The sequence below is a fragment of the Mycolicibacterium sp. SMGY-1XX genome, from assembly GCF_059132455.1.
On the sequence record NZ_CP101139.1, the window covers coordinates 1,226,693 to 1,247,961 of the forward strand.

Annotated in this window: 22 protein-coding genes; 12 read left to right on the top strand and 10 right to left on the bottom strand. The window is 67.1% G+C overall.

Translation table 11 applies throughout. From position 1 onward, the window contains the following. Nucleotides 1–25: 25 nt before the first annotated feature. The 3 genes from NL241_RS05980 to metG form a co-directional block, all read right to left on the bottom strand. Nucleotides 26–910 (bottom strand): RNA polymerase sigma-70 factor, encoded by an 885-nt coding sequence (locus tag NL241_RS05980; protein WP_494397022.1) that lies wholly within the window; start codon nt 908–910, stop codon nt 26–28. After that, on the bottom strand, nt 910–2,088 hold the full coding sequence (locus tag NL241_RS05985) for an NAD(P)/FAD-dependent oxidoreductase (RefSeq protein WP_494397023.1): 1,179 nt from the start codon (nt 2,086–2,088) through the stop codon (nt 910–912). Before NL241_RS05985 ends, NL241_RS05980 begins: the two co-directional genes overlap by 1 nt. An 89-nt stretch (nt 2,089–2,177) precedes the next feature. Next, nucleotides 2,178–3,725: a methionine--tRNA ligase gene (gene metG / locus NL241_RS05990; protein ID WP_487691775.1), complete on the bottom strand. Its 1,548-nt coding sequence runs from the start codon at nt 3,723–3,725 to the stop codon at nt 2,178–2,180. 45 nt (nt 3,726–3,770) lie between these two features. Here metG and NL241_RS05995 point away from each other — a divergent pair, with 45 nt between their 5' ends. From NL241_RS05995 to rsmA, 3 genes are all read left to right on the top strand, one after another. Next, nucleotides 3,771–4,604 carry a TatD family hydrolase gene (locus NL241_RS05995; RefSeq protein ID WP_494397024.1) on the top strand — a complete coding sequence of 278 codons (834 nt, stop codon included), beginning with the start codon at nt 3,771–3,773 and terminating at the stop codon, nt 4,602–4,604. A gap of 126 nt (nt 4,605–4,730) precedes the next feature. Beyond that, nucleotides 4,731–5,858, top strand: coding sequence for a resuscitation-promoting factor (locus tag NL241_RS06000; RefSeq protein ID WP_487691773.1), 1,128 nt, complete (start codon nt 4,731–4,733; stop codon nt 5,856–5,858). After that, nucleotides 5,855–6,760 (top strand): 16S rRNA (adenine(1518)-N(6)/adenine(1519)-N(6))-dimethyltransferase RsmA, encoded by a 906-nt coding sequence (gene rsmA / locus NL241_RS06005; RefSeq protein WP_494397025.1) that lies wholly within the window; start codon nt 5,855–5,857, stop codon nt 6,758–6,760. The genes NL241_RS06000 and rsmA overlap by 4 nt, the downstream gene beginning before the upstream one ends. 52 nt (nt 6,761–6,812) lie before the next feature. Here the strand turns inward: rsmA and NL241_RS06010 are convergent, their stop codons facing one another. After that, nucleotides 6,813–8,300, bottom strand: a complete 1,488-nt coding sequence (locus NL241_RS06010) for an amino acid permease (RefSeq protein WP_487691771.1) — start codon at nt 8,298–8,300, stop codon at nt 6,813–6,815. 89 nt (nt 8,301–8,389) lie between these two features. After that, nucleotides 8,390–9,259, bottom strand: a complete 870-nt coding sequence (locus tag NL241_RS06015; protein ID WP_487691770.1) for a serine/threonine-protein kinase — start codon at nt 9,257–9,259, stop codon at nt 8,390–8,392. Nucleotides 9,260–9,613: 354 nt separating this feature from the next. On the opposite strand from NL241_RS06015, the gene NL241_RS06020 reads away from it, so the two are divergent. Both NL241_RS06020 and NL241_RS06025 read left to right on the top strand, forming a co-directional pair. Beyond that, nucleotides 9,614–10,570, top strand: a complete 957-nt coding sequence (locus NL241_RS06020) for a 4-(cytidine 5'-diphospho)-2-C-methyl-D-erythritol kinase (protein WP_494397026.1) — start codon at nt 9,614–9,616, stop codon at nt 10,568–10,570. Between the two features lie 240 nt (nt 10,571–10,810). Next, the gene (locus NL241_RS06025) at nt 10,811–12,445 is read left to right on the top strand and encodes a fatty acyl-AMP ligase (RefSeq protein ID WP_487691768.1); all 1,635 of its coding nucleotides are present in this window, start codon (nt 10,811–10,813) and stop codon (nt 12,443–12,445) included. Between the two features lie 8 nt (nt 12,446–12,453). Here the strand turns inward: NL241_RS06025 and NL241_RS06030 are convergent, their stop codons facing one another. After that, nucleotides 12,454–12,762 (bottom strand): DUF222 domain-containing protein, encoded by a 309-nt coding sequence (locus NL241_RS06030; protein ID WP_494397027.1) that lies wholly within the window; start codon nt 12,760–12,762, stop codon nt 12,454–12,456. 57 nt (nt 12,763–12,819) lie between these two features. Between NL241_RS06030 and NL241_RS06035 the strand changes: the two genes are divergently transcribed. After that, a complete protein-coding gene (locus NL241_RS06035) occupies nt 12,820–13,455 on the top strand; it encodes a class I SAM-dependent methyltransferase (RefSeq protein ID WP_494398245.1) in 636 nt (211 codons plus the stop codon). Here NL241_RS06035 and NL241_RS06040 read toward each other — a convergent pair. The 4 genes from NL241_RS06040 to NL241_RS06055 all read right to left on the bottom strand — a co-directional run bounded on the left by NL241_RS06040 (nt 13,452) and on the right by NL241_RS06055 (nt 17,196). Beyond that, complete coding sequence (locus tag NL241_RS06040) at nt 13,452–14,807, bottom strand: sensor histidine kinase (protein ID WP_487691766.1); 1,356 nt, start codon at nt 14,805–14,807, stop codon at nt 13,452–13,454. The two genes, NL241_RS06035 and NL241_RS06040, sit on opposite strands and share 4 nt — an antisense overlap. A gap of 81 nt (nt 14,808–14,888) precedes the next feature. Continuing rightward, nucleotides 14,889–15,710 carry an exodeoxyribonuclease III gene (locus NL241_RS06045; protein ID WP_494397028.1) on the bottom strand — a complete coding sequence of 274 codons (822 nt, stop codon included), beginning with the start codon at nt 15,708–15,710 and terminating at the stop codon, nt 14,889–14,891. Between the two features lie 2 nt (nt 15,711–15,712). Next, the gene (locus tag NL241_RS06050; RefSeq protein WP_494397029.1) at nt 15,713–16,603 is read right to left on the bottom strand and encodes an N-acetylglutamate synthase, CG3035 family; all 891 of its coding nucleotides are present in this window, start codon (nt 16,601–16,603) and stop codon (nt 15,713–15,715) included. Further along, nucleotides 16,603–17,196, bottom strand: coding sequence for a peptide deformylase (locus NL241_RS06055; protein WP_487691763.1), 594 nt, complete (start codon nt 17,194–17,196; stop codon nt 16,603–16,605). The genes NL241_RS06050 and NL241_RS06055 overlap by 1 nt, the downstream gene beginning before the upstream one ends. Before the next feature lie 127 nt (nt 17,197–17,323). Between NL241_RS06055 and napA the strand changes: the two genes are divergently transcribed. The 6 genes from napA to NL241_RS06085 all read left to right on the top strand — a co-directional run bounded on the left by napA (nt 17,324) and on the right by NL241_RS06085 (nt 21,266). Continuing rightward, nucleotides 17,324–17,632 (top strand): nucleoid-associated protein NapA, encoded by a 309-nt coding sequence (napA, locus tag NL241_RS06060; protein ID WP_491315479.1) that lies wholly within the window; start codon nt 17,324–17,326, stop codon nt 17,630–17,632. Nucleotides 17,633–17,647: 15 nt separating this feature from the next. Further along, nucleotides 17,648–18,112: a LytR C-terminal domain-containing protein gene (locus tag NL241_RS06065; protein WP_487691761.1), complete on the top strand. Its 465-nt coding sequence runs from the start codon at nt 17,648–17,650 to the stop codon at nt 18,110–18,112. A gap of 218 nt (nt 18,113–18,330) precedes the next feature. Next, entirely contained in the window at nt 18,331–19,059 is a 729-nt protein-coding gene (sodC, locus tag NL241_RS06070; protein ID WP_494397030.1) for a superoxide dismutase[Cu-Zn], read from the top strand. Next, on the top strand, nt 19,013–20,173 hold the full coding sequence (locus NL241_RS06075; RefSeq protein ID WP_494397031.1) for a glutamate--cysteine ligase: 1,161 nt from the start codon (nt 19,013–19,015) through the stop codon (nt 20,171–20,173). Before sodC ends, NL241_RS06075 begins: the two co-directional genes overlap by 47 nt. Nucleotides 20,174–20,193: 20 nt before the next feature. Then, complete coding sequence (locus NL241_RS06080; RefSeq protein WP_487691759.1) at nt 20,194–20,631, top strand: hypothetical protein; 438 nt, start codon at nt 20,194–20,196, stop codon at nt 20,629–20,631. Nucleotides 20,632–20,648: 17 nt separating this feature from the next. Beyond that, nucleotides 20,649–21,266, top strand: a complete 618-nt coding sequence (locus NL241_RS06085; protein ID WP_494398246.1) for an LON peptidase substrate-binding domain-containing protein — start codon at nt 20,649–20,651, stop codon at nt 21,264–21,266. Nucleotides 21,267–21,269: the final 3 nt, after the last annotated feature.

A 21,269-nucleotide genomic window follows, 5' to 3' on the forward strand; every position in this document is an offset into this window, starting at 1 on the left:
CCTCAAGCTTGGCAGACGCCGGAATTCACCGGCTGATCTGCCGCGGTACCAGCACGGTGCCGAGCTTCTCCGGGTTGCGCATGGCGTAGAAATTGGTGATCTTGCCGTCGGTGTAGTCGAACAGGATGACACCTTCGAGGCGCTCCCCCAGGTACAGCGTCAGCGCCGGAGTGTTGTTGTACATCGCGGGTTCGACGCGTCCGGTGTCGCCGGCGATCCGGATCAGGCCCAGGATCAGGCGGGCGACGTTGACGGCACCAGCCACCGGGCGGCGGGCGGCGCTCACCTTGCCGTCGCTGTCGGCGGTCCACACCACATCCGGCGACAGCATCGACACCAACTGCTCCAGATCACCGGTGGCCGCTGCGGTGAAGAACCGGGTGGTCAGCTCGGCCGACTCCTGCGGGTCGACGGGCGAGAACCGCTTGCGGCGGGACTGCACGTGCTCGCGGGCGCGGTGCGCCATCTGACGCACCGCTGCCGCCGATTTGCCGATGGCCGAGGCGATTTCGTCATGCCCGAACCCGAACACCTCATGCAGGACGAAGACGGCGCGCTCGTCGGGGGTCAGCGTCTCGAGCACCACCATCATGGCCATCGACACCGACTCGGCCAGCACCACATCGGCGCTGGCATCGTGTGTCTGCACCAACAGTGGCTCCGGCAACCACGGCCCGACGTACTCCTCGCGCCGTCGCGACTGTGCCCGAAGAGCATTGAGCGACTGGCGGGTCACCAGCTGGGCGAGGTAGGCCTTGGTGTCGGTCACCGTATCGAGATCCACCTGCGCCCACCGCAGATAGCTCTCCTGGAGCACGTCATCGGATTCTGTTGCCGTACCCAGGATTTCGTAGGCGATGGTGAACAGCAGTGGTCGCAGGTGGGTGAACCGCTCGGCGTGCTCGTCCATCAGACGGTGACCCGTTGTTGCTGCTGGGCGTGCGCGAGCCGGCGGTCCCGCTTGCCGCCCTTGAGCCAGAAGTACGAGCCCGGCTTGCGGGCTTCCTTGCGCAGGAAACCCAGCGTGCCCTTGCAGACCTGCTCTTTGATGAAAGCCGCTGTGCGACCACTGATGTAGAGGTTGCGCACGGTGTCGTCGGTGTGTGCCAGCTGGATGGTCCCGCCGGCGCGACCCAGGCTGATGCACTGACCCGTCATCGCCTGTGAGAGGGTGGCCGGATCCGTGCCGGCGATGCGTGCGAGCACGGTGTTGGCGGCCTGGGCGCCCATCGGCAGGGCGGCCTGGCAGCTCATCCGCAGTGGCAGATCCGAGGGCGACGCGGCGTCGCCGGCGGCGATGATGTGCGAGTCGTCCACGCTGGTCAGTGTCTCATCGACGAGCAGGCGTCCGAGGGCGTCGGTGGTGAGTCCGCTGGCGGCCGCCAGGCCCGGCACGCCGAAACCGGCCGTCCACACGGTCACAGCGCTGGGTAGTGAACGGCCACCGTCGAGTTGCACCTCGGCGGCGGACACCGCGGTGACTGCGGCGCCGTCGAGCACCGTGACACCGAGCTTGCGCAACCGCTTGGCCACCGACTTGCGGCCGGCTGCCGACAGTGACGGGCCGAGGATCGACGTGACCAGGGTGACCTGACGACCCGCTTCGGCGAACTCCGAGGCGGCCTCGACGCCGGTCAGCCCACCGCCCACGATCACGACCGGCGCAGACAGCGGAACGTCGGCGAGCCGGTCACGCAGCCGCGCGGCCTGCTCGAAATCGCTTAGCGGGTAAGCGAACTCGGCCGCCCCGGGCACACCTACGGGAACCGATCCGGTGCTGCCGACCGCGTACACCAGGTAGTCGTACCCGAGCTCGGCGCCGGAGGCCAGGATGACGCGCCGGGCCGGCGCGTCGATGCGGGCGGCCGCGTCGACCACCATCTCGACATCGCCGTGCAGCAGGCTGTCATACCCTTCCACGGCGTCGTCGTTGCCGGCCACCAGCTGGTGCAGCCGGATCCGTTCGACGAACTGCGGGCGGGGGTTGATCAGCGTGACCGCGCACTGCTGGGTCAGCCGGTTGGCTGCCAGCACTCCGGCATAGCCGCCGCCGATCACGATGGCACGGGTGCTCTTGTCTGCATTCATTTCTCGTCCTTCGGTCAGTGGGCTCCTCGGTGAGCCGCCTGACCTCAAGACACCGCCGGTCATCCGGATGTGACAGGGTGTGGCGCAGATCACTCGGTCTGGTAGCGGGGGAAGACTCCCGTCGGCGCCGGCAGTTCCGTGCCGGGGGCCAGGCGGGTAGCGATGGCAGTGAAATCCCGCTGCTCGGCCGGCTGACCCAACAGATCGAGCAGCTTGGCCGCCGCTGTGGGCATCACCGGCTGCACCAGAAGCGCCGCGATACGCACCACTTCCATCGTCACGTACAACACCGACCGGAATCGCTGCTGGTCGGCCGGAGACTCCGACTTGCGCAGCACCCACGGCTCCTGGGCGGAGAAGTACCGGTTGGTGGCACCCAGGGTCAGCCAGATGGCTTCCAGGGCCTGGTGCATGGCCTGCTGGTCGAACGCCTCGCGGGATTTTCCGAGCAGGGCGTCGGCGTCGGCGAGCAACGCGGTGTCGTCAGCGTTCAGTGACCCGGGGTCGGGCACCACACCGTCGAGGTTCTTGGCCACCATCGACAGGCAGCGTTGCGCGAGATTGCCCAGCTCGTTGGCCAGATCGGTGTTGATGCGCGAGATGATGGCTTCCTCGCTGTAACTGCCGTCCTGGCCGAACGGCACCTCGCGCAGCAGGAAGAAACGCACGGCGTCGAGGCCGAAGGCGTCGACCAGGGCCAACGGGTCGACGGTGTTGCCGATGGACTTGCTCATCTTCTCGCCGCGGTTGAACAGGAACCCGTGCGCGAACACTCGTTTCGGCAGCGTAAGGCCCGCCGACATCAGGAACGCCGGCCAGTAGACGGTGTGGAACCGGATGATGTCCTTGCCGATCATGTGCAGGTCAGCGGGCCAGAACCGGCGGTAGGACGCGGAGTCGGTGTCGGGGAAACCCACCCCGGTGAGGTAGTTGGTCAACGCGTCCACCCAGACGTACATCACGTGGTCGGGGTGATCGGGGACCGGGACGCCCCAGTCGAAGGTGGTGCGCGAGATCGACAGGTCGGTCAGGCCGCCCGAGACGAAACTCACGATTTCGTTGCGCCGGACATCGGGAGCAATGAACTCCGGGTGTGCCCGGTAGAGCTCGAGCAACTTGTCCGTGTATGCCGAGAGTCGGAAGAAGTACGTCTGCTCCTCGGTCCAGGTGACCTGGGTGCCGGTCTCCGTGGCGATCCGGGTGCCGTCGGGCAGTTCCTCGGTCTCGTCGGCGGCGAAGAAGCGTTCGTCCCGCACGGAGTACCAGCCGGCGTAGGAGTCCAGGTAGATGTCGCCGGCCTCGTTCATCCGATTCCAGATGGCTTTGGAGGCCTCGAGGTGGTCGGCGTCGGTGGTGCGGATGAACCTGTCGAAGGTGACGCCCAGCTTCTCCTGAAGCCGCTGGAACACGTCGGAATTGCGCCGCGCCAGGTCCGCGGTCGAGATGCCCTCGGCCGCCGCGGTCTGCGCCATCTTGAGGCCGTGCTCGTCGGTGCCGGTGAGGAAGCGCACGTCGAAACCGTCGAGCCGCTTGAAGCGGGCGATCGCGTCGGTGGCGATGTACTCGTAGGCGTGCCCGACATGCGGTGCGCCGTTGGGGTAGGCGATCGCGGTGGTCACGTAGAAAGGCTCGCTCATCAGGCCCCACTTTATGGTGTGGCGGTGAGTTCGAAACGTTCAGCCATGCGTGATGCACCCCCGGCGCCGCCGCCCCTGGCGCCGCTGATCGATGCGCACACCCACCTCGACGCCTGTGGGGCCACCGACGCCGCGGGTGTGACGGAGATCCTGGACCGGGCCGGCGCCGTCGGTGTCGAGGCCGTGGTGACCATCGCCGACGATCTGGCCGCGGCTCGCTGGGCGGTGCAGGCCGCGCACTGGGACCAGCGGGTGTACGCCGCGGTGGCCATGCATCCGACCCGGGCCAACGCCCTGGACGACGCCGCGCGCGCCGAGCTGGAGCAGCTGGCCACCGATCCGCGGGTGGTGGCCATCGGTGAGACGGGGATGGACCTGTACTGGCCGGGCCGACTGGAGGGCTGCGCGGATCCCGACACCCAGCGGGAAGGCTTCGCTTGGCATATCGACCTGGCCAAGCGAACCGGCAAGCCGTTGATGATCCACAACCGCGACGCCGACGCCGCGGTGCTGGATGTGCTGCGCGGCGAGGGCGCCCCCGAGACGGTGATCTTCCACTGCTTCTCGTCTGATGCCGAGATGGCGCGCACGTGCGTCGACGCGGGCTGGTACCTGAGTTTGTCGGGCACGGTCAGCTTCCGCAACGCCAAGGCGTTGCACGAAGCCGCCAGGCTTGTCCCTGAGGACCAGCTGCTGGTCGAGACCGACGCACCGTTTCTGACCCCGCATCCCTACCGCGGAGCGCCCAACGAGCCGTACTGCCTGCCGTACACCGTGCGGGCCCTCGCCGAGATCGTCGGCAAACCGGAGACAATGCTTGCCAGCCGCAGCGCAGCAAACGCCCGCACGGTGTATGGTTTGCATTCAAGCGCTAATTGACAGGGGGGTAAGACGCCATGGCGGTCGTCGCTGGGTTGCCGCCCCTCCACTCGGTTCGTTACCGTCTCGTGATAATCGAGGACCCATCAGGGTCCTCGTGGACTGTGGAACCGGGATATTCGCACGTTGAACGCACTAACCGAACTTCATCAGACACGCTCACCGATACTGCGGATTCTGGTTGCGGCTCTGCTCGTCACCCTCGCCGTGGCGGGCGGCTTCGCCGTCACCGCCCACAAGACCGTGACCTTGACGGTTGACGGGGCGCCCATGACCGTTTCCACCATGAAATCCCGCGTCATCGACGTCGTGACCGAGAACGGCTTCGACGTCGGGGAGCGTGACGATCTCTATCCCGCCGCCGACCAGCGCGTGCAGGACGCCGAGAACATCGTGCTGCGCCGCAGCAAGCCGCTGGAGATCACCTTCGACGGCCAGGACACCAAGCAGGTGTGGACCACCGCGTCGACGGTGGACGAGGCGCTGGCCCAGTTGGCGATGACCGATACCGCTCCGGCAGCGGCATCCCGCGGCAGCCGCGTTCCTCTCGAAGGCATGTCGCTTCCCGTGGTGAGCGCCAAGACCGTGCAGATCAACGACGCCGGCGCCATCCGCACCGTCACCTTGGCCGCGCCCAACGTCGCGAGCCTGCTCGCCGAGGCCGGCGTGCCGCTCGAACAGAACGACCGGGTGGTTCCGGCAGCATCATCGCCGGTCATCGCGGGTATGCAGATCCAGGTGACACGTATCCGCATGGAGAAGGTCACCGAACGGCTACCGCTGAAACCGATCGCACAACGAATCGAAGATCCGACCATGAACATGAGCCGTCAGGTGCTGGAGGATCCCGGGGCCCCCGGGACCCAGGACGTGACGTTTGCCGTGGCGACTGTCAACGGCGCCGAGACCGGCCGGCTGCCGGTCGCGAACATGGTTGTCACGCCGGCTCGCCAGTCGGTGCTGCGGGTCGGCGCAAAGCCCGGGACCGAGGTTCCAGAGGTGACAAACGGTCTGATTTGGGACGCGCTCGCACGTTGTGAATCGGGCGGTAATTGGGCCATCAATACAGGCAACGGCTATTTCGGTGGTGTCCAATTTGACCAAAACACATGGGAGCGACAGGGTGGCCTGCGCTATGCTTCCCGTGCAGACCTGGCAACTCGTGAAGAACAGATAGCAATCGCAGAAGTCACTCGAGCCCGCCAGGGCTGGGGCGCATGGCCAACGTGCAGCGGTAGAACAGGGGTTTCATGACGATTCGCCTTCTCGGTCGGACCGAGATCCGGAACCTGGCGAAAGAGCTCGATTTTCGTCCGCGTAAGTCGCTGGGACAGAACTTCGTTCACGACGCCAACACAGTGCGCCGGATCGTGTCCGCCTCCGGTGTCAATCGACACGACACGGTGATCGAGGTGGGACCCGGACTCGGGTCGCTGACACTCGGCCTGCTCGACCGTGGCGCCACCGTGACGGCCGTCGAGGTCGACCCTGTTCTGGCAGAACGCCTTCCGCAGACCATCGCCGAGCACTCGCACAGCGAGATCCACCGGTTGACCGTCCTGAACCAGGACATCCTCACGCTGCGTAAGTCGGAGCTGGAGAAAGAGCCGACCGCACTGGTGGCCAACCTGCCGTACAACATCGCCGTCCCGGCGCTGCTGCACCTGCTCGCGGAGTTCCCGTCCATCCGCACCGTGATGGTGATGGTGCAGGCCGAGGTGGCCGAGCGACTGGCGGCCGAGCCGGGCAGCAAGGACTACGGCGTGCCGAGCGTGAAAGTGCGCTTCTACGGCCGTGTCCGGCGCTTCGGCATGGTGTCGCCGACGGTGTTCTGGCCCATTCCCCGGGTGTACTCGGGTCTGGTCCGGATCGACCGCTATGAGACATCGCCGTGGCCCACCGAAGAGGGCTTCCGCGACAAGGTGTTCGAACTCGTCGACATCGCCTTCGCGCAGCGGCGCAAGACGTCCCGCAACGCCTTCCTGGAATGGGCCGGATCCGGCAACGAGTCCGCCAGCCGGCTGCTGGCCGCCAGCATCGACCCGGCCCGTCGCGGCGAGACCCTGGCCGTCGCCGAGTTCGTCCGGCTGCTGCAGCGCTCGGGCACCGTGGCGGAGCCCACCGCTGAGGAGCAGCAGAGCGCCCGGCAGTTCTGACCCTCGTTTTCAAAAGAGCCGGCCCATCGCGGGCCGGCTCTTTTGTGTTGTGTCAGTCCTCGGCGTCTTTGTTCAGGAACTCGTTCTGCAACGGTGTCTGCGCGACGATCGGATAGTTACCGGTGTAGCCGACGCGCTCTTGTGCCATGGCAAGGACCTTGCCGCGCACCGCGTACCACCCGATGATCAGCGCGGGCACGATCACCAGGAGAGCGATCAGATTCCAGTAGTTCTCGTAGCACATCAACACCAGCACCGCGCCGAGGAACACCAGGGTGGCGTAGCTGGTGTACGGCGTGCCCCACAGCCGGAACGACGGGCGCGACACGATGCCCTTCTTGGACCAGCGGTACAGCTGGATCTGGCAGATCACGATCGTGGCCCAGGAGGCGATGATGCCCAGCGCCGACAGATCGAGCGCGATGTTGAACGCCTCCGACGGAACGATCAGGTTCAGGAACACGCCCAGTACGGTGAATGCCGCCGTCAGGGCGATACCCGCGAACGGCACACCGCGTTTGTTCATCTTCGCGGTGAACTGCGGGGCGCTGCCGTTCATCGCCATCGAGCGCAGGATGCGGCCGGTGGAATACAGGCCCGCGTTGAGGCTCGACATCGCCGCGGTGAGGACCACAAAATTCATGATGTCCCCGGCCGCCGGCACACCGATCTTGGAGAAGAAGGTGACGAACGGGCTCTCACCCTCTTGATATGTGGTGTACGGCAACAACAATGCCAACAGCACCAGCGAACCGACGTAGAAGACCGCGATACGGAACACCACTGAGTTGATGGCCTTGGGCATCACCTTCGGCGGGTCCTCGGTTTCGCCCGCCGCGGTGCCCACCAATTCCACTGCGGCATAAGCGAAGATGACGCCCGAAGTGACCAGCACCAGCGACAGCGCGCCGGTCGGCAGCAGGCCCCCGTTGTCGGTGACCACCGAGAATCCGGTGGCCTGTCCCTCGACTTCGAAACGGCCCGCCAGGAAGACGATCCCGATGACGAGGAACGACACCAGCGCCACCACCTTGATCAGGGCGGCCCAGAACTCCATCTCGCCGAAGATCTTGACCGAGATCATGTTGACGGTCAGGACGATGACCAGTGCGATCAGCGCGATGGTCCATTGCGGAACGGCGTCGAACGCACCCCAGTAGTGCATGTACAGGGCGACGGCCGTGACGTCGACGATGGCGGTGCAGGCCCAGTTGAAGAAATACATCCAGCCCGCGACGTAAGCGGCCTTCTCGCCCAGGAATTCGCGCGCGTAGGAGACGAACGAACCCGACGACGGCCGGTGCAGCACCAGCTCGCCCAGGGCGCGCAGGATGAAGAAGACGAAGACACCGCACACCGCGTACACGATGAACAGTCCCGGCCCGGCGCTGTTCATGCGTCCACCGGCGCCCATGAACAGCCCGGTGCCGATCGCACCGCCGATGGCGATCATCTGTAGTTGCCGGGGTTTCAACCCCTTGTGGTAACCCTCTTCCTCATGGGCGAGCGCGGAATTGTCATATTCGATAGCGGTTCCCATCACTGAGACGCTAGTTCGCAACGCGGACACGGCAACTCGGCAGCGGTAAAACATAGGTTACAGAACTATGTCGCAAAAACAGCGTTTGATCAGCGCAAAAGGCGGGTAATCAGCGAAACCATTTCTGAGCAGGTCTCATAACGCGCGTCCGGGTCTTTCGCCATGGCCTTGGCCAGAATGGAATCGAAGGCGTGCGGCAACCACGAGACCTGGCGTGACATCCGCGGCGGCACCTGGTGCAGCTGTGCGTCGATCAGTGCGCCTGCCGTCTGGGCGACGAAAGGCGGTGTGCCGGTGATTAATTCCACAGCGGTGCACGCCAGGGCGTACTCGTCGGTGGCCGCGCACGGCGAGCGTCCGGCGAGCAGCTCGGGCGCAGCGTAGGGCAGTGACGCCTGGACCGTGGCGGGGTGTTCGGTGCGCTGATGGGTGATGCGTCTGGCCGGGTCGAGGGAGAGTCGTTGGGTGGCATCACGAGACAACCGGATTGCCATGTCCTCGGCCAGTGAGTGTGCCACCCCGAAATCGATGAGCACTGCACCGCCGGCCGCAAAGTCCTTGTGCACCAGTATGTTCGCGGGTTTGACGTCGCAATGCACGATGCCCTGCCGGTGAGCGAAGTCCAGGGCCTCGGCGATCTGCGCCAGCGCCTGCAACCGGAGGTCCAGACTGTGCAAGGTGGTGGCGTTGCCGCCGTCGATGTACTGCATCGCCAGCCAGTCGGTCCCGCGGTCGTAGACCTCGATGATGTGGGGGTGCGGTAGCCGCTTGGCGAAGTCGAACTCGCGCGACATCCGTTCCAGCCGGTTCTCGGTCCGATGGCCGGGGGAGAGCACCTTCAAGGCCACCGCGCGGTTGCCTGCTGACGGTTGACGGGCCAGATACACGGTGGCGCTGCCGCCGTGGCCGAGCGCCTGGGCTACGACGTACCCGTGGAAGTCCTCACCTGGACGCGGCACCCTTTAATCGTAGTTTCCGGCTGGATCTTTTCAGCCCTCCTCGGGCTCGTTCGCCCCCTCGCTTCGCTGGGGGTGCCCCCGCGCCCGCATCGTCGACCGGGCTGAATCCTGGAGCCCGGCCCTTCCTCCTCGGGCTCGTTCGGCCCCTCGCTTCGCTGGGGGTGCCCCCGCGCCCGCATCGTCGACCGGGCTGAATCCTGGAGCCCGGCCCTTCCTCCTCGGGCTCGTTCGCCCCCTCGCTTCGCTGGGGGTGCCCCCGCGCCCGCATCGTCGACCGGGCTGAATCCTGGAGCCCGGCCCTTCCTCCTCGGGCTCGTTCCTCGCCCGCATCGTCGACCGGGCTACCCTTTTGCGGTGTCCGCATCCGACGGGAGCACCGCCGCTGAATGGGTGCCGACTGGATCTGTGACGGTCCGCGTCCCGGGCAAGGTCAACTTGTTCCTCGCCGTCGGTGACACCCGCGCCGACGGCTACCACGAGCTGACCACCGTCTTTCACGCCGTGTCACTGTTCGACGAGATCACCGTGCGCACCGCCGACGTGATGTCGCTCGACATCGTGGGGGAGGGCGCCGAGACGTTGCCGATCGACGAACGCAATCTGGCCTGGCAGGCCGCCGAACTGCTGGCCGAGCACGTGGGCCGCACACCCGACGTCGCGATCACCATTGAAAAGGCCATCCCCGTCGCGGGTGGGATGGCCGGCGGCAGCGCCGACGCCGCCGCGGTGCTGGTGGCCGTCAACCACCTGTGGGAGCAGGGGGTGCCCCGCCGAGATCTGCACGCCCTGGCCGCCGAGCTGGGCAGTGACGTCCCCTTCGCCCTGCACGGCGGCACTGCGCTGGGCACCGGCCGCGGTGAGGAACTGGCGACGGTGCTGGCGCGCAACACCTTCCACTGGGTCCTGGCGTTCGGCCGCAACGGCCTGTCGACGCCCAAGGTTTTCGCCGAGATCGACCGGTTACGGGAAGTGGGCGAGCCGCCGCGGCTGGGGGACACCGAGCCGCTGCTGACCGCGCTGGCAACCGGCGACCCGGCGCAGCTGGCGCCGCTGCTGGGCAACGAGCTGCAGGCCGCGGCGCTGAGCCTCGACCCGGCGCTGCGACGCACGTTGCGGGCGGGCATGGAGGCCGGGGCGCTGGCCGGGATCGTCTCCGGCTCCGGTCCCACCTGCGCTTTCCTGTGCGCGTCGGCGGGTGCGGCGGTGGATGTGGGCACCGAATTGGCCGGCGCCGGCGTGTGCCGAACGGTGCGGGTGGCGAGCGGGCCGGTGCAGGGCGCGCGGGTGGTGCCAACCCGTTCGACTCCGTAACGTTTGGCAGTTACTTAAGAGGAGTTTAAGATGGCTCCCGGTGGTGAGTACCGATTTGACATGCGTTGCCTCTAGAACGCCCTCCGGCTCCGTCGGCGGGCGTTTTGACGGGCAGCAGCCACAGCGCGGAATTCACCCATTTCGAGACCTAACCGCAGCTCTATTGTGTGCGCGCGCCTCCTACGGTCCGCAGCAGACATCCCCTACGTTCGAGTCGCTCCGGAAGCCGAGGAGGTCCTCGTGAGCAGGTTCACCGAGAAGATGTATTACAACGCCGCGACCAGCTCGAAGGGCATGGTCACCGGTGAACCGCACGAGCCCGTGCGGCACACATGGGGTGAGGTGCACGAGCGGGCCCGCCGCATCGCCGGTGGCCTGGCCGCCGGCGGCGTGGGCCCCGGTGACGCGATCGGCGTGCTGGCCGGCTTCCCGGTCGAGATCGCGCCGACGGCGCAGGCGCTGTGGATGCGCGGCGCCAGCCTGACGATGCTGCACCAGCCGACGCCGCGCACCGATCTGGCCGTGTGGGCCGAGGACACCCTGACGGTGATCCAGATGATCGAGGCCAAGGCCGTCGTGGTGTCCGAGCCCTTCCTGGTGGCCATCCCGGTGCTGGAGGAGAAGGGCATCAAGGTCCTCAAGATCGGTGACCTGCTCGAGGCGGAGCCGATCGATCCGGTGGAGACCGGCGAAGACGATCTGGCGCTGATGCAGCTGACCTCCGGTTCGACGGGTTCGCCCAAGGCGGTGCAGATCACGCACCGCAACATCTACTCCAATGCCGAGGCGATGTTCATCGGCGCCGAGTACGAAGTCGACAAAGACGTGATGGTCAGCTGGCTGCCCTGCTTCCATGACATGGGCATGGTCGGCTTCCTCACCATCCCGATGTACTTCGGCGCCGAACTGGTCAAGGTCACGCCGATGGACTTCCTGCGGGACACCCTGCTGTGGGCCAAGCTGATCGACAAGTACAAGGGCACGATGACCGCGGCCCCCAACTTCGCCTATGCGCTGCTGGCCAAGCGGCTGCGCCGCCAGGCCCAGCCCGGCCAGTTCGACCTGTCGACCCTGCGCTTCGCGCTGTCCGGCGCCGAGCCCGTGGAACCCGCCGACGTCGAGGACCTGCTGGACGCCGGCAAGCCCTTCGGCCTCAAGGAATCGGCGATCCTGCCGGCCTACGGCATGGCCGAGACCACGTTGGCGGTCTCGTTCTCCGAGTGCAACGCCGGTCTGGTGGTCGACGAGGTGGACGCCGACCTGCTGGCCGCGCTGCGCCAGGCCGTGCCCGCCACCAAGGGCAACACCCGCCGCCTGGCCACCCTCGGCCCGCTGCTGACTGATCTCGAGGCCCGCATCGTCGACGAACACGGCAATGTGATGCCGCCCCGGGGCGTCGGTGTCATCGAGCTGCGCGGTGAGTCGCTGACGCCCGGTTACATCACCATGGGCGGTTTCATCCCGGCACAGGACGAGCACGGCTGGTACGACACCGGCGACCTGGGCTATCTCACCGACAACGGACACGTGGTGGTGTGCGGCCGCGTGAAGGACGTCATCATCATGGCGGGCCGCAACATCTACCCGACCGATATCGAGCGGGCCGCTGGACGCGTCGAGGGCGTGCGCCCCGGCTGCGCCGTGGCCGTCCGGCTGGATGCCGGCCACTCACGCGAGACGTTCGCCGTCGCCGTCGAGTCCAACGCCTACCAGGACCCCGACGAGGTGCACCGCATCGAACGCCAGGTGGCCCACGAGGTGGTGACCGAGGTGGACGTGCGCCCGCGTAACGTCGTCGTGCTCGGACCGGGGACCATCCCGAAGACGCCTTCGGGCAAGTTGCGCCGGGCGAACTCGGTGGCACTGGTCACCTAGCAGCCGGTCTAGGCGCTCCGCGGCTGGTTCTGCGTGGCCTCGGCGATACGCCGGTGCGCCTCCGCGACCGGAATGCGCAGGCGCCGCGCCAGCACCTGATCCCACGAGGCGCCGACGAACTCGACGGGCGTGGGACCGGAGACCATGCCGGCGAGGATGCTCCGCTGCACGCCGGCCATCTGCTTGTTGACGGTCTCCAGGCGCAGCAGCACGGCCCGCTGATCGGTGGGCCGAAGGTCGTGAAAATGCTTCGCGACCACACGGGTGGCCTCGTCGATGGTGTTCAACGCGGCGAGGATGTCATTGTTCGAACTCATGTTCGGCACAGTAGATCGACCCACCGACAAGCCGGTCCTACACTCGGTGAAGTGACGATCACGACGCAGCGCCGCGGCTTGAACGACTCGATCGCCAAGTTCTGGAGTTTCGCTGCTCCGGCTTACAACCAACCCTGTCTGCAGCGCTGGGTCTACCGGCCCGCGCAGGACGAGGTGGTGAGTGTCTTGCGTGCGCGCGGAGTCGAGCGCGTCGCCGACATCGCCTGCGGCACCGGAATCCTGACCGACCGCATCGAATGGGAACTGCGCCCCGACGAGGTTTACGGGCTGGACATGTCCGACGGCATGCTGGCCCAGGCCCGCCAGCGCTCCGACCGCGTGCGCTGGATGAAGGCACCCGCGGAGCAACTGCCCTTCGAGGACGGTTTCCTGGATGCGGTGGTCACGACATCGGCGTTCCACTTCTTCGACCAGCCCGCAGCTTTACGGGAGTTCCATCGAGTGCTGGCACCCGGCGGTCTGGTGGCGGTGACGACCATCAGCCCCCGACAACAACTCCCTCTGCACAAACTGTCCGCCGATCTGCGCAACCCGGCCCACAACCCGTCCCCCAAGGAGATGCGGCGGCTCTTCGAGGGCGCCGGACTGACCGTTGCCGATCAGCACCGGGTGCAGCGCCCGCTGTGGACGATGCTGCTGTCGGATCTGATCACCGTCGGCGTCAAGAGCTAGTAGAGCACCGGCAGCCGCAGCACCAGCCGCGCGCCACCCAGGGGGCTCTTCTCCAAAGCGGCTGTGCCGCCGTGTAATTCGGCCTGCTGGGCGACCAGTGCCAAGCCCAGGCCGGATCCGGAGCGGGACGCGGTGGAGCCCCGGGCGAAGCGTTCGAACACCTCCGTGCGCTCGGCTTCCGGGACCCCGGAGCCGTTGTCGTCGACGGCGATCTCGACACCGGCCGCCGAACTGACCGCGCTCAGCTGCACCTCGGTGGCCCCGCCGTGTTTGACGGCGTTGGCGATCGCGTTGTCGATGACCAGCCGTAGCCCGGCCGGCAGGCCCAGCATCAGCACCGTCGGCGACGGTATCAGCGACACCTTCAGATCCGGGTAGCTGTGGATGGCGTCGTGGGCCGCGCGGTCCAGCAGCTCGGTGATGTCGAGCGGCACCAGGTCGTCGGCGGTGGTCAACTGGCCCTGCGCGAGCCGCTCCAGCGCGGTCAGGGTGGCCTCGATGCGGGTCTGGGTACGCATGATGTCGCTGACCAGTTCCTCGCGCTGCGGTCGGTCCAGATCCAGCGTGGAGAGCACCTCGAGGTTGGTGCGCATCGCGGTGAGGGGTGTGCGCAGCTCGTGGGAGGCGACGGCGGCGAAGTCGCGCGCGGATTCCAGGGCGTCTTTGGTGCGCTGCTGCTCGGTGCCGATGCGGGCGAGCATGCCCTCGACGGCCTCGGCGATCTCTTCGGCCTCGCGGACACCGCGCACCTGGACGTCATCGGGGTTCGACTGGGCGTTGATGGCCCGGGCCTGTTGGGCGAGCAGCCGGAACGGGTTGACCATGATCAGCGAGATGAACCAGCCGACCACGATGGTGCCCGCGATCAGGCTGCCGCAGATGATCAACACCCGAAGGTGCAACGCGTCGATGCGGCGTTCGGTCTCGGCCACCGGGGCGCCCAGTGCGATGGACGCCGGGCCGGCGGCGAATGTACGGACTCGGTACTCGACGCCGTCGATGGTGGTGTTGGTGTAGCCGGTGCCGAGTTCGGGCAGCACCACCGACGGCGGTGCCGACACCGTGACACCGCCGATACGCGCCGTGCGCACCAGGTTGCCGTCGGGTGTCACCTGTTCGACGTCACCGGCGCTGGGTGCGCTGAGCAGATTGGAGAAATCGCCGAGGCTGCTCACCGAGTCCAGCCGGCGATCCAGCTGGCTGTACTGGTCATTGGTGATGCCGATCCACACCCAGGCGCCGATGGTGAGCACGGTGGCGATCACACCGAGGCCCGAGATGACGACGATGGTGCGGAGCGACAGAATCCGTGCCAGTGCCCGCAACAGCCGATCGAGCACGGAACTGGACACGGGGACATCTTGCCTGACGGACGGCGTCACTCCTCCTCGTGGCCCGGCAAGCGTGGTCCCGGCACCGCGCCGCCGGCGGCCTCAGCTAACTCCCGGCGGCAGATCCTCGAGGTCCACCAGCACCGGGGCGTGGTCGCTGGCGCCCTTGCCGCGCCGTTCGTCCTTGTCGATCTCGGCGTGGCGTACATGCGCGGCCAGTGCCGGTGAGCCCAGGATGAAGTCGATGCGCATACCGCGACGCTTCTGGAAGGCCAGTCGGGTGTAATCCCAGTAGGTGTACACGCCGGGCCCGGGGGTGAAAGGCCGCACGACGTCGGTGAATTGGGCATCGTTGATGGCGGTGAATGCGGCGCGTTCGGGTTCGGACACGTGGGTGTGGCCTTCGTAGGCCGCCACGCTCCAGACGTCATCGTCGGTGGGCGCGATGTTCCAGTCGCCCACCAGCGCGATCCGCGCGCCGGGGTCGTCCTTGAGCCATCCTGCCGCGGTATCTCGCAGTGCGGCAAGCCAACCGAGCTTGTAGACATAGTGTGGATCGGCCAGGGTGCGACCGTTGGGAACGTACAGGCTCCACACCCGCACCCCACCGCACGTCGCCGCCAGGGCCCGCGCCTCGGCCGCCGCTTCGACTTCGGGTTTCGAACTCCAGGTGGGCTGACCTTCGAACCCCACCTCGATGTTCTCCAGTCCGACCCGGGACGCGATGGCCACGCCGTTCCACTGGTTGAATCCCACGTGGGCGATCTCGTATCCCAAGGCGGCGAACGGCATCGTCGGGAACTGTGCGTCGGTGCACTTGGTCTCCTGCATCGCGAGCACGTCGACGTCGGCGCGCTCCAACCAGTCCACCACCCGATCCACCCGGGTGCGAATGGAGTTCACGTTCCAGGTGGCCAAGCGCATGCTCACACCTTAGGGGGCAGAACGGAATCCACCGACACGTACCGCACGCGGTGATGCAGGGTGAAACCCATCGACTCGTAGAGCCGGATCGCCGCGGTGTTGTCGGCCAGCACCTGCACATAGCACTTCTGTGCGCCCTGTTCGGCGCCCCAGTTCAGCAGCGCCTGGCAGATCAACCGGGCATGGCCGCGGCGACGCTGGTCCTGCGCCACCCGTACCGCTGAAATACCCAGCCAGCGTGCGCCATCGGGCGCTGATGTCACTGCGCCTCGTCCCACCGCGGCGCCGCCGAGTGCGGCGAAGGTCACCACACCGTCGACGACGGCGGTGAGCACCTCAGTGGGAACCGGGCGTTCATACAGTGACAGCCACGCCGCGTCGGGAATTTCGGTGAAGGTCACCCCGGGCGCGGTCGCCGGGTTGATGTCACACACCATCACCCGATTCGCCTTGATGCCCTCGGAACTGACCCGCACCAACCGCTCGGGCAGTGCCAGCCAGGGCGGCAGTCCACGCGACCGGTACCAGTCCGCGACCGCGGGCAGCTCTGCCAACGTGGCCGACATGTCCAGCGGCACGGCGGAATTCGCCCGGCTGGTGTGACCGCCGGCCGCGCGCGCCAACCAACCGCCCACCCACTGCCGCTCGGTACCGGGCCAGGCCAGGGCCGCCGCGTGCTCGAGGGCGCGGATCTCGGAGTTGCGCACCGGGCGGTGGGACAGCTCACGCACGCTGACGATCGCCGACGGCGCCACCTCGACCGTGCCGTCGGACGCGGTGCGCACCCGCACCATCGGGGACACCGCCTCCAGATGACCAATGACGTCGGTCAAGCCGTCATCCAGCCGATACCGGATGCTGACCCGGTTTCCCACGGCCGGAAGGTCACTCATCAGTGCCCGAACGGATCCGGTCCCTCACCGGGGGTCCAGGAGAACCCGGGCACGCCCCAGCCATGCGATTTGACCGCGCGCTTGGCGGCGCGGGCATGCCGGCCGATCAGCCGGTCCAGGTAGAGGAACCCGTCCAGATGGCCGGTTTCGTGCTGCAGCATGCGAGCGAACAACCCGGTGCCCTCGATGGTGATGGGGGCGCCGTCGGCGTCGAGGCCGGTGACGCGCGCCCAGTCCGCCCGTCCGGTCGGGAAGTTCTCGCCGGGGACCGACAGGCAACCTTCCTCGTCGTCCTCGGGGTCGGGCATGGTCTCCGGCACGTCGGAGGTCTCGAGCACCGGGTTGATCACCACACCGCGGCGTCGCGTGGTCTTCTTGCGATCGTCGGCGCAGTCGTAGACGAACACCCGCAGTGGCACGCCGATCTGGTTGGCGGCCAACCCGACTCCGTACGCGGCGTCCATCGTTTCGTACAGATCGGTGATCAATTCTTTGATGTCCGCGGGCAAGGATCCGTCCGGGCCGACTTCCACCGGCTGGGTCGGAGTGTGCAGGACGGGGTCTCCCACGATGCGGATTGGAACAACGGCCATGGTCGGCAAGCTTAAGTCAGCCGACGCGCGGGCTTGGGTGCCGTCCCAATTGTCGCGAGCGTGGTTGAATACTCGCGCAGAACCACACCGATGTCATTTCGTTGGCGAATGGTTATAAGGGAGCGACATGGAAGGCGCCATGGCAAGGGCTGAGCGTTCGGGGGACGACGCTGAGCTCAGCGATGGGCTGACCCGTCGTGAGCACGACATCCTCGCATTCGAACGGCAATGGTGGAAGTACGCGGGTTCGAAAGAGGAAGCGATCAAAGAGCTGTTCTCGATGTCGGCCACGCGCTACTACCAGGTGCTGAATGCGCTCGTGGAGCGCCCCGAGGCGTTGGCGGCGGATCCCATGTTGGTCAAGCGACTGCGTCGGCTGCGGGCCAGCAGGCAGAAGGCGCGCGCGGCACGCAAGCTGGGCTTCGACATCACCTGAGCTAGGGTTGGCGCGATGAACGAGCGCGTTCCTGACTCCTCCGGGCTGCCACTGCGCGCCATAGTGATGGTGCTGTTGTTCTTGGGCATCGTCTTCCTGCTGGTCGGTTTCCAGGCCTTGAGTTCCGGTGGTGACGACGACACCTCTGCCGGTCCGGCTGTGACCACAACGACGTCGGCTCCCGCCCCCACCTCCGAGACCGAGGAACCCGCTCCTCGTCCCGAGGTGCGGGTGTTCAACATCTCCGAGACCCCGGGCGCGGCCGAGGGCACCGCGACCCGGCTGCGTGACGACAACTGGAATGTCACCGAGGTCGGCAATCTGGTGCTGCCGAACGTCCCCGTCACCACCGTGTACTTCGGCGAGGGTGAGCAGGAGGCCGCCGAGGAATTGGGCCGGCTGCTGGAAGCGCCCGTGGAACCCCGCATTCCGGAGGTCGCCGAGCAACCACCCGGCCTGATCGTGGTGGTCGCAGGTTAGGCCGGTCGCCGATGCGGCGACGGCGGGGGACCCCTGCGGAGCGAGGGGAGAGCCGGGGAGGCAGGGCCGGACTGCGAACAGGTTGGGCCGGTCGCCGATGCGGCGACGAAGGAGCCGGGGAGGCAGGGCCGGACTGCGAACAGGTTGGGCCGGTCGCCGATGCGGCGACGGAGGAGCCGGGGAGGCAGGGCCGGACTGCAAACAGTTAGGCTCAGCCCATGCCCGCCAGTCTCTTGAAGAAATCTGCCTCCAAGAAAACAGCCGTTGCAGTCGCGCTCGTCGCTCCCGTGGTCGGTTTGACTGCGTGCGCCCCCAACGAGCCGGTGGCGACCACTCCGGGGACCAATCCTCCTGTCTGGACGGGTTCACCGGCCCCCTCTGCGGAGGAAGGCTCGGAATCCCACGGCGGCAGTGGCGAGAGCAGCAGTGGTTCCACACTCGAGGTGCCCATCAACGCACCCGACGGAACCGAGGTGGCAACGGCCACATTCGAGTTCAGCGCCGGCTACGCCACCGTCACCGTCGAGACCACCGGCACCGGGACGCTGACTCCGGGCTTCCACGGCATGCACATCCACCAGGTCGGCAAGTGCGAGGCCAACTCGGTGGCCCCCACCGGAGGCGCGCCCGGCGATTTCAACTCGGCCGGTGGACACTTCCAGGTGCCCGGCCACAGCGGGCACCCGGCCAGCGGCGACCTGAGCTCGCTGCAGGTGCGCGAGGACGGCTCGGCCCGCCTGGTCACCACCACCGACGCCTTCACCGAGGACGATCTGCTGGCAGGTGAGAAGACCGCGATCATCATCCACGAGAAGGCGGACAACTTCGCCAACATCCCGCCCGAGCGCTACAACCAGGTCAACGGCACCCCGGGCCCGGATGCCACGACGATGGCCACCGGTGACGCCGGCAGCCGGGTGGCTTGCGGTGTTATCGGCGGCGAATAACGCCAACCGTATCGATTTCGCCGGTTCCTACCGGCCGACCGTCGGCGTCGAATGGGAGTTCGCGCTTGTCGACGCGGTGACGCGGGACCTGAGCAACGAGGCCGCGGGCGTGATCGCCGAATTGGGCGAGAACCCGCACGTGCACAAGGAACTGCTGCGCAACACCGTCGAGATCGTCACCGGCATCTGCTTCAACTCCGGGCAGGCGATGGAGGATCTGGCCACCACCTTGCGCACCGTTCGGCAGGTGGTCCGCGACCGCGGCATGGAGCTGTTCTGCGCAGGCACCCACCCGTTCGCGGAGGCGGCGGCGCAGAAGCTCACCGACGCACCGCGTTATGCCGAGCTGATCAACCGCACCCAGTGGTGGGGACGGCAGATGCTGATCTGGGGTGTGCACGTCCACGTCGGGGTGTCCTCGGCGCACAAGGTCATGCCGATCATCAGCTCACTGCTCAACCACTACCCGCATCTGCTGGCGCTGTCGGCGTCGTCCCCGTGGTGGGAGGGTGAGGACACCGGCTACGCCAGTAACCGCGCAATGATGTTCCAGCAGTTGCCCACTGCGGGGCTGCCGTTCCAGTTCCAGTCGTGGCGCGAGTTCGAAGGCTTTGTGCACGACCAGAAGAAGACCGGCATCATCGACCACATCAACGAAGTCCGGTGGGACATCCGTCCGTCCCCGCATCTGGGCACCGTGGAGATCCGGATCTTCGACGGGGTGTCCAACCTCGACGAGCTCAGCGCGCTGGTGGCACTGACCCACTGCCTGGTGGTGGATCTGGACCGGCGTCTCGACGCCGGCGAGGCCTTGCCGGTGATGCCGCCGTGGCACGTCCAGGAGAACAAGTGGCGCGCCGCCCGGTACGGCTTGGACGCGATCATCATCCAGGACGCCGAGAGCAACGAGCGGTTGGTCACCGAGGACCTCGACGACCTGCTGACCCGGCTGGAGCCGGTGGCACGCTCACTGCACTGCTCCGACGAACTGGCGCGCGTCGCCGACCTCCCGCGTCGGGGCGCGTCGTATCAACGCCAGCGCCGAGTCGCCGAAGAGAACGACGGTGACCTGCGTATGGTGGTCGATGCACTGATCGACGAGCTGGTCATCTAGCGAATTGGGTGTGAGCAGAAATGCATTTCACGATCCGCAACGCCGCGCAGGTGCTCGCCGGGGTCGTGATCGCCTCGGCGGGGGTGGTGGCCTGCACCAGCACCGTCGACGGCACCCCGCTGGCTGATCCGAATGCTCCTGCGCTGACCACGACCACGCGCGCACCGTCGACCACCACGTCGGCGCCCCGGCCGGGTGCGCCCTCGTCGTCGACGGTGCCCACCCGCACCAGCGCCCCCGGCGCACCGGGAACACCGGCGGTGGCGGACACCACGTGTGAGGAGTACATCGACCTCGACGAGGACGCCCAGCGTGAGGTGATCAGCGCGATCGGGGAGGAGAATGAGCTGGTGGCGCTCAACCCCGAGCTGTGGATCACTGTCACCAGTGCGTTGTGCACGTTCGCCGAACCCTCGACTCCGGTCCGGGAAGTGTTGGAAGGCCAGGGAATACGGTGACCACCGCCGCGACGCCGATGTTCCCGCTGGAAACCGCGCTGCTGCCCGGCGAGGAGCTGCCGCTACGGATCTTCGAGCCGCGCTACTCCGCGCTGGTGCAGGACACCCTCGACCGGGACGACAAATCGTTCGGGGTGGTGCTGATCGCCCGTGGGCGCGAGGTCGGCGGCGGGGACGACCGCCACGACGTCGGAGTGCGGGCGCGCATCGCCGCGTTCGAAGATTACGGCGACGGCAAGTACCGACTCAGATGTCCTCTCACCGAACGTATCCGGGTTCTCCAGTGGTTGTCCGACGATCCCTACCCGCGTGCCGTCGTCGAGTCGTGGCCCGACGAGCCGGGCCCGGTCCGCGGCAGCGACGTCGTGGCGCTGGAAGACCGGATCTGGGGGTTGTTCGAGCGGATCGCTCTGGCCCGCGACGCGCATCTGCCCGAGCGGGAAGCCGTCCTGGGCGACGGCGTGGACGTGACCGCCGGGCAGCGGCTCTACGAGCTGGCCGCGCGGATGCCGATGGGGATCGCCGACAAGTACTCGGTGCTGGCGGCGCCGTCGCCTGCCGATCGGCTGACCGCGTTGAGCGACGCCGTGGACACCGTGACCGCGATGGTCGAGTTCCAGCTCTCCGGTGAGTGACGC

Excerpts from the sequence above, each read along its gene's own strand:
- metG (WP_487691775.1), bottom strand. The coding sequence starts at position 3,725 with ATGAGCGAGCCTTTCTACGTGACCACCGCGATCGCCTACCCCAACGGC.
- NL241_RS06010 (WP_487691771.1), bottom strand. The coding sequence starts at position 8,300 with ATGGGAACCGCTATCGAATATGACAATTCCGCGCTCGCCCATGAGGAA.
- NL241_RS06030 (WP_494397027.1), bottom strand. The coding sequence starts at position 12,762 with ATGAGTTCGAACAATGACATCCTCGCCGCGTTGAACACCATCGACGAG.
- napA (WP_491315479.1), top strand. The coding sequence starts at position 17,324 with ATGGAAGGCGCCATGGCAAGGGCTGAGCGTTCGGGGGACGACGCTGAG.
- NL241_RS06050 (WP_494397029.1), bottom strand. The coding sequence starts at position 16,603 with ATGAGTGACCTTCCGGCCGTGGGAAACCGGGTCAGCATCCGGTATCGG.
- NL241_RS05995 (WP_494397024.1), top strand. The coding sequence starts at position 3,771 with ATGCGTGATGCACCCCCGGCGCCGCCGCCCCTGGCGCCGCTGATCGAT.
- NL241_RS05985 (WP_494397023.1), bottom strand. The coding sequence starts at position 2,088 with ATGAATGCAGACAAGAGCACCCGTGCCATCGTGATCGGCGGCGGCTAT.
- sodC (WP_494397030.1), top strand. The coding sequence starts at position 18,331 with ATGCCCGCCAGTCTCTTGAAGAAATCTGCCTCCAAGAAAACAGCCGTT.
- NL241_RS05980 (WP_494397022.1), bottom strand. The coding sequence starts at position 910 with ATGGACGAGCACGCCGAGCGGTTCACCCACCTGCGACCACTGCTGTTC.
- NL241_RS06085 (WP_494398246.1), top strand. The coding sequence starts at position 20,649 with ATGTTCCCGCTGGAAACCGCGCTGCTGCCCGGCGAGGAGCTGCCGCTA.
- rsmA (WP_494397025.1), top strand. The coding sequence starts at position 5,855 with ATGACGATTCGCCTTCTCGGTCGGACCGAGATCCGGAACCTGGCGAAA.
- NL241_RS06045 (WP_494397028.1), bottom strand. The coding sequence starts at position 15,710 with ATGCGCTTGGCCACCTGGAACGTGAACTCCATTCGCACCCGGGTGGAT.
- NL241_RS06055 (WP_487691763.1), bottom strand. The coding sequence starts at position 17,196 with ATGGCCGTTGTTCCAATCCGCATCGTGGGAGACCCCGTCCTGCACACT.
- NL241_RS06080 (WP_487691759.1), top strand. The coding sequence starts at position 20,194 with ATGCATTTCACGATCCGCAACGCCGCGCAGGTGCTCGCCGGGGTCGTG.
- NL241_RS06065 (WP_487691761.1), top strand. The coding sequence starts at position 17,648 with ATGAACGAGCGCGTTCCTGACTCCTCCGGGCTGCCACTGCGCGCCATA.